This is a genomic window from Luteococcus sp. (assembly GCF_043424415.1).
Lineage (GTDB): Bacteria > Actinomycetota > Actinomycetes > Propionibacteriales > Propionibacteriaceae > Luteococcus.
This window is the reverse complement of record NZ_JBHWOO010000247.1, coordinates 1-5,913: the sequence shown is the minus strand read 5'-3', so window position 1 is coordinate 5,913 and position 5,913 is coordinate 1. Positions and strand designations below refer to the sequence as shown.

Annotated in this window: 9 protein-coding genes; 2 read left to right on the top strand and 7 right to left on the bottom strand. The window is 68.7% G+C overall.

The genetic code is table 11. The annotated features are described in order from the left end of the window. Positions 1 to 255: 255 nt before the first annotated feature. Positions 256 to 600 carry a TraR/DksA family transcriptional regulator gene (locus tag ACHFFZ_RS14455; protein WP_394277301.1) on the bottom strand — a complete coding sequence of 115 codons (345 nt, stop codon included), beginning with the start codon at positions 598 to 600 and terminating at the stop codon, positions 256 to 258. 66 nt (positions 601 to 666) lie between these two features. Continuing rightward, positions 667 to 1,146: an SRPBCC family protein gene (locus tag ACHFFZ_RS14450; protein ID WP_394277300.1), complete on the bottom strand. Its 480-nt coding sequence runs from the start codon at positions 1,144 to 1,146 to the stop codon at positions 667 to 669. A 43-nt stretch (positions 1,147 to 1,189) separates the two neighbouring features. Between ACHFFZ_RS14450 and ACHFFZ_RS14445 the strand changes: the two genes are divergently transcribed. Then, a complete protein-coding gene (locus ACHFFZ_RS14445; protein ID WP_394277299.1) occupies positions 1,190 to 1,858 on the top strand; it encodes a TetR/AcrR family transcriptional regulator C-terminal ligand-binding domain-containing protein in 669 nt (222 codons plus the stop codon). On the opposite strand, the gene ACHFFZ_RS14440 is transcribed toward ACHFFZ_RS14445, so the two are convergent. Beyond that, a complete protein-coding gene (locus ACHFFZ_RS14440) occupies positions 1,758 to 2,318 on the bottom strand; it encodes a DUF664 domain-containing protein (protein ID WP_394277298.1) in 561 nt (186 codons plus the stop codon). The genes ACHFFZ_RS14445 and ACHFFZ_RS14440 overlap by 101 nt on opposite strands. Positions 2,319 to 2,412: 94 nt before the next feature. Between ACHFFZ_RS14440 and ACHFFZ_RS14435 the strand changes: the two genes are divergently transcribed. After that, positions 2,413 to 3,393 (top strand): helix-turn-helix transcriptional regulator, encoded by a 981-nt coding sequence (locus ACHFFZ_RS14435; RefSeq protein WP_394277297.1) that lies wholly within the window; start codon positions 2,413 to 2,415, stop codon positions 3,391 to 3,393. Here the strand turns inward: ACHFFZ_RS14435 and ACHFFZ_RS14430 are convergent. The 4 genes from ACHFFZ_RS14430 to ACHFFZ_RS14415 form a co-directional block, all read right to left on the bottom strand. Continuing rightward, entirely contained in the window at positions 3,390 to 3,998 is a 609-nt protein-coding gene (locus ACHFFZ_RS14430; protein WP_394277296.1) for a maleylpyruvate isomerase family mycothiol-dependent enzyme, read from the bottom strand. The genes ACHFFZ_RS14435 and ACHFFZ_RS14430 overlap by 4 nt on opposite strands. 40 nt (positions 3,999 to 4,038) lie before the next feature. Continuing rightward, on the bottom strand, positions 4,039 to 4,860 hold the full coding sequence (locus tag ACHFFZ_RS14425; protein ID WP_394277295.1) for a VOC family protein: 822 nt from the start codon (positions 4,858 to 4,860) through the stop codon (positions 4,039 to 4,041). Between the two features lie 77 nt (positions 4,861 to 4,937). Then, complete coding sequence (locus tag ACHFFZ_RS14420) at positions 4,938 to 5,300, bottom strand: hypothetical protein (protein ID WP_394277294.1); 363 nt, start codon at positions 5,298 to 5,300, stop codon at positions 4,938 to 4,940. A 25-nt stretch (positions 5,301 to 5,325) separates the two neighbouring features. Then, positions 5,326 to 5,679: a helix-turn-helix transcriptional regulator gene (locus ACHFFZ_RS14415; protein WP_394277293.1), complete on the bottom strand. Its 354-nt coding sequence runs from the start codon at positions 5,677 to 5,679 to the stop codon at positions 5,326 to 5,328. Positions 5,680 to 5,913 lie beyond the last annotated feature (234 nt).

Genomic DNA, 5,913 nt, shown 5'->3' with positions numbered 1-5,913 from the left:
AACGCGGGTGAAGTCCTTTGGTTCGAGTCCTGTCGCCCCGACAGTGAAGGCCTTGGTCAGGCCAGGAAACGGTCAGGCTAGGGCCCCTTTCGTGCCAAAGTGCTTTGGGCATGCTCAAACCCGGCGCTTCAGCCCGTGCGTCGCGCATTGCCGCCACCACCTGCATGGGTTACTCGCCCCCGTCATACACCTTCCCAAGGTTCGGAGTCTCCTGACATTCCGGGGCGGATCAGACCTTGTGACCGCTCACCGGAGTCAGCCGTCGGCGTGCTCCACGCACCGAACTGACCACGGACGAAATTCAAGGCGCGCCTCCCCGATGGGGCCCTGGCAGACATCGCACTGGCCGTAGCTGCCCTCGTCGAGCTTGGTGAGTGAGCGTTCCACCTGGTCGAGGACCCCGGCGAGGGTCTGGGCGGTGGAGACGTCGGCCATCTGCTGGATGGCCTGGGTGGTTCCCTCACCGATGCGCTTGCCGAAGCCGATTGTGGCGCCGCCCTCTGGTGGTCGGGTCAGGTCGGTGATCTGGGCTCGCAGTTCCTCACGCTTGGTCTGGAGCTCGGCTCGGATCTGGGCGGGGTCGAGGGACGGATCTGACATGCCCAGACCCTAGCCCAGGGGCCAAGCCGAACTCCTTGCTGCCGTCACCCAGGAGCCAGCACCAGGTCACAGCAATCGTTCGGCCTCGTCGGCGATGGACCGCACGAAGGCCTGCAACTGCCGTTCGAGGGTGGCGGGCGGCATGAAGAGGCGAACGCCCCAACCGGTCATCGACTCCTCGCTGGTGAGGCGGCATCCGGAGTCACATTCTTCGATGGTGTTGCGGTGCACGGCGATCAGCCACAGCGCCTGGCCGGTCCAGGTGAGCTCCTGGTCGGGAGCGATGCGCTGGATGGTGGATCGCAGGGGGACGCCGCGGTTGCGCCAGGTGAAGCGACTCCCGGTGTCGAGCGGTTCCTGGAGCACTTCCGTCCGCGTGACGCCAGGAATGACGTCGGGCCACCGCGCAATGTCGGCGAGGACGCGGAAGACCTCGTGGGCAGGGGCCTTGATGTCGAGGTGTGCCCGGGCAGTGACAGGGGCACATTCGTCGGTCTTTCCGGTGCGGGCGAGGTCCACGGCCCGCTGCAAGGATCGGCTGGTCATGACGCGAACATAACGCATCGATTTGTCGCGTTAACATGAACTTGTGAACGACATCGGACGTGTGGGGACCGTTCGTCCGGGCGGCCGGACCTCCAGGACGCGCGCGGCAGTGCTGGCAGCCGCGCGGACGATCCTGGTGAAGCAAGGGGCATCGGGCATGCGGATCGAGGCCATCGCCGCACTGTCCGGGGTGCACCGTTCGTCCATCTACCGCCGCTGGGGCGACGTTGCCGGGATCGTCGCGGACCTGGCCGACGAGATCACGCGCGGCCTGTCGACTCCCCAGACGGGGTCCTTGGAGTCGGACCTCACGGCCATCGCCCAACAACTTCGCCGTCAGCTGGACCCGGAGGGTGCTCGGCTGGTGCGATCGCTCCTGGCCTGGCCCGATGACGGCATTCGCGAGGTCTTGGCGAGGTTCTGGTCGCAGCGTCGCGAGGCCGTGGCGACGGTGCTCCAGCGGCACGAGCGTCCCGGGGATCCGGCCAGTGTGCTGCGGCTGCTGGCCGGACCCCTGCACCACCAGGCGGTCATCGAGGGCGAGCCTGTCACCGAGGAGACGGTGAGGCTGGCTGTGGACGCTGCCTGTCGGTGCGCCAACGGAACAGGGATCAGCCCTTCGTCCACGGCGAGACGAACTCGTTCGCCGGTCGCCCCTCGACGGCGGCCAGCAGTTCTGCGGCCTTCGCGCCGTCGAGCTGCTCCCGGATGATGTCGGCGTGGCCGGCATGACGGGCGAACTCCTCGATGTGCCCGACGTAGAGGTAGCGGAGCTTGGTGGGACGGGCCTCGTCCAGGCCGTACCAGGGCATGGGTCCGACGGGGAGCTTGGCCTCGGGGTCTCCCTCGCGGCACATGGTCATGTACTGCTCGCGCACCGAGTCGAAGGTGGCCAGCAGTGCGTCGAGGGTCTCGTCAGCGGTCGGGGTGAAGCTGGCGTAGAAGGCCTCGAAGGGCTCGTCGTGCTCATGGTGTCCTGCGCCGGACAGGGAGCCTTTCATGCAGTGGGCAACGTGCTTGACGATCCCGCTAATGCTCAGCGCACTACGTAGTGGGGTCCGGCGGGCCTGGGCATCGTCGAGTCCGTGGGCGCTGGCGCGCACCGCGTCGAGCTGGGCGTCGAGGTAGTTGCACAGGGTGGTGCGCTCGTCGTCGATCTGGGGCAGGTACATGGCGGGTCCTTTCGGGTGCGGCGGGTGCCGGTGCCATCATCAGACCGCACCGTGCGGACAGTTTCGGTCCACTTCGTGGGCAAGAATTACCGGCATGGCAGACACGACCCATCGAGTCCTGAGGTTGCTGGCGCTGCTGGAGGCGCGGTCCTCGTGGACTGCCGAGGAACTCGCCTCGCGGCTCGCAGTCACCGAACGGACCGTGCGGCGCGACGTGACCCGCCTGCGCGAGCTCGGCTATCCGGTGGAGGCCGAGCGGGGCGTCGGTGGCGGCTACCGCCTCGGCGCCGGGCGTCGTCTGCCGCCGCTGCTGCTGGACGACGACGAGGCGGTGGCGATGGTCGCCTGCCTGCGGATGGGGGCGCTGTCGGGCGCCGACGAGGTGGGGGAGGCGGCCCTACGGGCGCTCGCCAAGCTGGACCAGGTCCTGCCGCCACGCCTGCGGGCGACGGCGACCGCGGTGGATGCGGCGACCCAGGCGCTGCCGCGCAGCCGTCCCGCACTGGACCTCGACGTCCTGCAACAGATGGCAACCGCGCGACGCGACCGGTGCGTGGTGCGTTTCGACTACCGCAAGCCGACAGGGGAGCAGACCTCACGCGAGGTGGAGCCCGCCCGGCTGATGACCCAGGGGGAGTACTGGTACCTCCAGGCCTACGACCGGGGCAGGGGCGCCTGGCGTGTCTTCCGACTGGACCGGATGAGCGCAGTCACGACGACCACCTGGCGCTTCGAGCCCCAAGAGGCTCCCCCTGCCGGATTCCAGCGCGACCTGGACAGCCGCTACCCGTGCGTGCTGGAGGTCGAGATGGCGGTGGATGCCCAGCGCGTGACGGCGAGGATCCCCGAGGCCTACCGGGAGCGGGTGGAGCCGACGGCCCGGGGCTGCCGGTTCCGGGTGGGTGCACCGACCTGGGACGACCTGGCCTGGCACATGCTCTGGGTGTCCCGCGACCTCGACGTGCCGCTGGTGCTCCCGCCGGGGGACGATTCCAGGGCGTTCGAGGACGCCGTGCGGGTGATCGCCGACGAAGCGCTGGCCCTGTGCCAGCCAGGCGGGGCTGCGGGTGACTAGTGGGCAGGCACCTCGCCTCGAAGGTCCTGCCATCCCGCGTCGCGGCCGGCCAGGGCCAGCAGCAACGACTTCGCCGGACCGGTGACCAGCGGACCGTCGCCATGGCTCCAGTCGATGTCCTCGGCCTGCAGGCGGACACCGGACAGCCCGCCGCTGGCAGCACGCGACTTCGAGGGCCCGGAGGCCAGGTAGTCCAGCGAGATGCTGAGGTGCTCGGCGGGGAGCTGGTGGTCGAGGCCCAGCGGGCGAGTGATGTCGAGCCCGTGCACCAGGACATCGGTCAACGGCGCCTCCGGTCCTTGGCCTGGCGGGGTGAAGCGATGATCTGCCTTGTCACGCAGGGTCGCGACGATCTCGGGGAAGGGCCGTTGGGCCTGCTTCCGGGCGAGGGCATCGTTGGCCCGGTCGAAGTCCCCGCGGTGGCGCAGCATGGCGAGCATGAAGCCCGGCATTCCCACCTCCATCGGCATGACGAGGTGCGCGGCGAGCTGCCGCACCGTCCAGGCACTGCACAGGCTCTGCGTCTCCAGCTGTTGGGGCGAGAGCTTCTCCAACAGGTCAGCGATCGAGCGTCGCTCGGCGGCGATGGCCGCGAAGAGGTCCATGACGCCATCCAAGCATCGCGGCGGTCCGTGAACTCCGAGATCAGCGCACCGCCTCGCCGGGGGAGCAGATCTGGAAGGTGGCGCCGCTCGGGTCGGCGATGGTGGCGATCCGCCCGAAGGGGGAGTCGTCCGGACCGTCGAGCAGCCGACCACCCAGCGCCTGGACGGCCCGGACCGCCTGGTCACACCCGTCGACGGCGAAGTAGACCCGCCACCAGGAGCCCTCGGACTCGGGTACGAAACCGGCCACATTGCAGATGCCGCTGGAGGCTTCCGATTCGGGTCCGTTGGTGGCATAGGTGGACGAGTCGTTCTGGGCGCCGTCCTCCATGGGGGTCTGCATGGCGACCGGGGTGAAGTCGAAGACAGCGCTGTAGAAGACCTTCGCCGTCTGGAAGTCCTGCGTCATCAGTTCGAACCAGACCGGTGTTCCGGGCTGGCCGGTGAAGGCATATCCCTCGGTGTCCCGAGCCTGCCACAGGGCGACGGTGGCGCCAGTGGGGTCGGCGATGGTGGCGCAGCGCCCAGCAGGGCCGACATCACTGGCCGGGAACAGGACGCTCGCACCGTTCGCGATGGCGAGCTCGAGGCGTTCGTCGACGTCGTCGACCGCCAGGAAGACGTCCCAGGAGCTGCGCAGCTCGCTCGTCGGCATGGGAACACTCCCATCGCTCGAGAAGTTGGCGAAGTCCATCATGCCGCCGACGAGACCGCCGTCCTTGGAGATCATGGTGTAGTGGCCGAAGTCGGGGCCGGAGTCATCGAACTGCCAGCCGAACAGTTCACCGTAGAAGGTCTTGGCGCCCTCGAGGTCACTGGTCTGCAGGTCAAGCCAGGTGGGCGTTCCGGTGGTGCGGGTCATGGTGTCCTCCATCGGTCGTCGGTGTTGACATCCCCAACGCTACGCAGCCGGGCGCCCGGATCTTTGTCCCGATGTGCTCACTTCGCCAGCGCAGGCAGGGCGCTGAGCAGCGGGATGTCGTGCATCTGCGCACGCCGAAAATGCAAGGTCACCTGCTGGGGCCTAGCGATGGGTGCTGGATGGCGTGCGACGACGGGCCACCGAGGGGCGAGCTGGTGCAGGTGGTCGTCGCCATCCTCGACGGCGAAGCCCAGCAGCCATGGCGCGCCAGGCTGCAGGCGCAGGGACAGTGGTTGGTCGAACTCGCACAACTGCCCCGCGGCGGGGAGCCCGATCGGGGCAGGGCTCGGATACCACCCGAGCCAGATGCGGCAGGTGTCCCTGACTCCGCCCGGAAGGACCGCCATCACCTCGATCGGCGGCTGGTCAGCGTTTCCCAAGGCGAAGGGTCGGGGACTCGAGCACTCAAGACGCCCGGCGAGCTGGCGCAGGCGCGCCGGGCGTCGTGCCGACGGTGGTCGCAAACCGGCGCGTGAAGCTGGACAGCGAGTCGAAACCCACCGCGACGGCCACGTCCACCACGGCGTCGGTCTCGTCCAGGAGCAGGAGCTTGGCGGTCTCGATCCGGGCTGCGGTCAGGTAGGCGCTGGGGGAGATGCCGAAGCTGCCCGTGAAGGCCCGGCTGAAGTGGTGTCGGCTGTAGCCCGCCGCATCCGCCAGGTCGCAGACGGTGATGGGCTCGCAGTGGTGCTCCTGGACGAGACAGGCGACCTGCTCGACGGCCTGGGGTGACAGCGTGGGCATCCGATGCTCGGGCACGCCGCCGACGTTACTCGTCCGAGGGCCGGCGGGCGGTGCTCCGCACCTGCACCTCGACGCGAGCGGCCGGCCCATCCTGACCTGTAGACCGCCTGGTCACTCGTCCTGTGGGCATTTGTGGTTGGTCTACCCACCGAAAATGCCCACAGGATGCCGCGGTGGCCGAGTTCACCTCGACGTGACCCCATCCGCACATCCCGAGCACACCGCCCGGTCAATCACCGTCGCTAGACT

Coding starts and splice junctions, on each gene's coding strand:
- ACHFFZ_RS14430 (WP_394277296.1), bottom strand. CDS start 3,998: ATGGACCTCTTCGCGGCCATCGCCGCCGAGCGACGCTCGATCGCTGAC.
- ACHFFZ_RS14450 (WP_394277300.1), bottom strand. CDS start 1,146: ATGACCAGCCGATCCTTGCAGCGGGCCGTGGACCTCGCCCGCACCGGA.
- ACHFFZ_RS14425 (WP_394277295.1), bottom strand. CDS start 4,860: ATGACCCGCACCACCGGAACGCCCACCTGGCTTGACCTGCAGACCAGT.
- ACHFFZ_RS14440 (WP_394277298.1), bottom strand. CDS start 2,318: ATGTACCTGCCCCAGATCGACGACGAGCGCACCACCCTGTGCAACTAC.
- ACHFFZ_RS14455 (WP_394277301.1), bottom strand. CDS start 600: ATGTCAGATCCGTCCCTCGACCCCGCCCAGATCCGAGCCGAGCTCCAG.
- ACHFFZ_RS14435 (WP_394277297.1), top strand. CDS start 2,413: ATGGCAGACACGACCCATCGAGTCCTGAGGTTGCTGGCGCTGCTGGAG.